Source organism: Acinetobacter harbinensis, from assembly GCF_000816495.1.
Lineage (GTDB): Bacteria > Pseudomonadota > Gammaproteobacteria > Pseudomonadales > Moraxellaceae > Acinetobacter > Acinetobacter harbinensis.
This window is the reverse complement of the sequence record NZ_JXBK01000003.1, coordinates 2,883-5,036: the sequence shown is the minus strand read 5'-3', so window position 1 is coordinate 5,036 and position 2,154 is coordinate 2,883. Positions and strand designations below refer to the sequence as shown.

Below are 2,154 nucleotides of genomic sequence, written 5' to 3'. Positions count from 1 at the left end.
GGCCTCTTTAAAAACTTTCTTTCTCAGCCAGAGTGAAACACTCACCAAGGCAATCAACACAGGAACTTCGACCAGTGGGCCAATAATCGTGGTAAAAGCAACAGGCGAAGCGATACCAAAAGTTGCAATCGCTACTGCAAGTGATAATTCAAAATTATTCCCCGCTGCGGTAAATGCAATTGCTGTGGTCTTAGGATAGTCATTGCCCATCCATTTACTCATAAAGAAGCTGATGAAGAACATTAAAACGAAGTAAATGGTTAAAGGAATCGCGATGCGTAAAACTTCAAGCGGAAGACTCACGACATCACCGCCTTTTAGGCTAAACATGGCCAGAATGGTGAACAGCAAAGCCATTAAACTCAGCGGACTGATTTTCGGAATGAACTTGGTTTCATACCATTCCACGCCTTTCTGTTTCACCAAAATCCATCGCGTTAAGAAACCTAATAAGAACGGAATACCAAGATAAACCAGAACAGCATGGGTGATGGTCCAGAAATCGACATTAATGACCTGCGAAGCGACACCAAAATAGGGTGGAAGGAAGGTCAGGAATAACCAGGCATAGGTACTGAAAAATAGAATCTGGAAGATGCTGTTAAAGGCAACTAATGCTGCAACATATTGATTATCACCACACGCCAAGCCATTCCACACCAGAACCATGGCAATACATCGAGCAAGACCGATCAGGATGACACCGGTCATATATTCTGGATAACTATGTAAAAATATGATTGCCAGGGCAAACATGAGTACTGGCGCGATCAGCCAGTTTTGTACTAAGGATAAAGTAAGGGTTTTCTTATCCTTAAACACTTGTGGCAAAGTCGCATAGTTCACTTTTGCCAGTGGTGGATACATCATTAGAATAAGACCAATCGCGATTGGAATATTCACTGAATCAATGCTTAATTTATCGAGTGCGACAGAAGCCTGAGGAAAGAAGTTTCCGATGGCAATGCCTAAGGCCATGGCAATAAAAATCCATAGCGTCAGGTTGCGATCTAAAAAAGATAAGCGTTTTTCAGACATTTCACTTACTCAACGTTCGAAATTTGATTAATTGCTGCAATCAATTCTGAGCGAGATAGTTTATCTACATTAAGTTTAAATAAAGCATCTAAGCGACGATTGATATGTTCAACAGTGCTCATAAAGGCTTTCATTTTTTCTTCTTTATTCACGTCTAAGTGTGAAGGATCAGCCAAGCCCCAATGTGCCTTGATTGCTCCACCCAAATAAAGTGGACATGCTTCTTGAGCAGCAGAATCACATACTGTGATCACAACATCAGGTTGATATTGTTCACAATCATTAATCGTTTTACTCCATAAACCTTCGGTAGATAATCTTAAGTTTTCAAGGGTTTCTAAAGTTAGCGGGTGAACTTGACCTGAAGGCTTACTCCCAGCGCTATAGGCTTTCCAACCTTCTGGTGCTCGGCTATTAAACAAAACTTCAGACAAAATGCTACGGCAGCTATTTCCAGTACATAAAAATAAAAATTTCATTGAATTACTCACAATAACTATTTACAGAAAGGGGGTGTTGATCATCCAGCTTTGATTGAGATTGAACCGTCTTCAAAATATCTAAAATTTCATAACACCAGTTGGCCAATTTTGGATTGATACTGTAGTAAACCCATTGGCCTTGTCTGCGATCTTGAAGTAGCCCTGAAGCACGTAAAAGGGCTAAATGTCTTGAAATTTTAGGTTGACTGAGTTGTAGTTTTTCAGTCAAATCACATACACATAGTTCTTTATTTTCAACAATTAATGTCACTATATTGAGACGTGTTTCATCTGATAAGCATTTAAAAAAATTAACTTGATCCATATAAGTCTCCTTCACATTCTTTCCATTCAAGAGATGAGAAAGTGCTATTTAATTCTTAGGCCATTTTCATCAATAATTTTTTCACCATCTTCTTTGCTAAATGCGCCTTTCTGAGGAAACGGGAGAATATCCAAAACAACTTCAGAAGGACGACACAAACGTGTACCTAAATCCGTAACAACGAATGGGCGGTTAATCAAAATAGGATGTTGAAGCATAAAATTTAAAAGCTGTTCATCAGACCAATCTTCCCGAACAATTTCTAAATCAGAATATGAAGGTACATTTTTACGAATTGCTTCTCTAACA

At 38.9% G+C, this 2,154-nt stretch carries 4 protein-coding genes; all 4 read right to left on the bottom strand.

The features are described 5' to 3' along the window. The coding region (arsB, locus tag SE27_RS13870) for an ACR3 family arsenite efflux transporter (RefSeq protein ID WP_004644740.1) at positions 1–1,038 on the bottom strand (1,038 nt) is incomplete at its 3' end. Positions 1,039–1,043: 5 nt separating this feature from the next. Next, on the bottom strand, positions 1,044–1,517 hold the full coding sequence (locus SE27_RS12955) for an arsenate reductase ArsC (RefSeq protein WP_005220137.1): 474 nt from the start codon (positions 1,515–1,517) through the stop codon (positions 1,044–1,046). A gap of 4 nt (positions 1,518–1,521) precedes the next feature. Further along, positions 1,522–1,845, bottom strand: coding sequence for a metalloregulator ArsR/SmtB family transcription factor (locus SE27_RS12950; RefSeq protein WP_004644742.1), 324 nt, complete (start codon positions 1,843–1,845; stop codon positions 1,522–1,524). Positions 1,846–1,889: 44 nt separating this feature from the next. Beyond that, a partial coding sequence (locus SE27_RS14640) for an ArsC/Spx/MgsR family protein (protein ID WP_455550015.1) occupies positions 1,890–2,154 on the bottom strand: 265 nt, incomplete at its 5' end.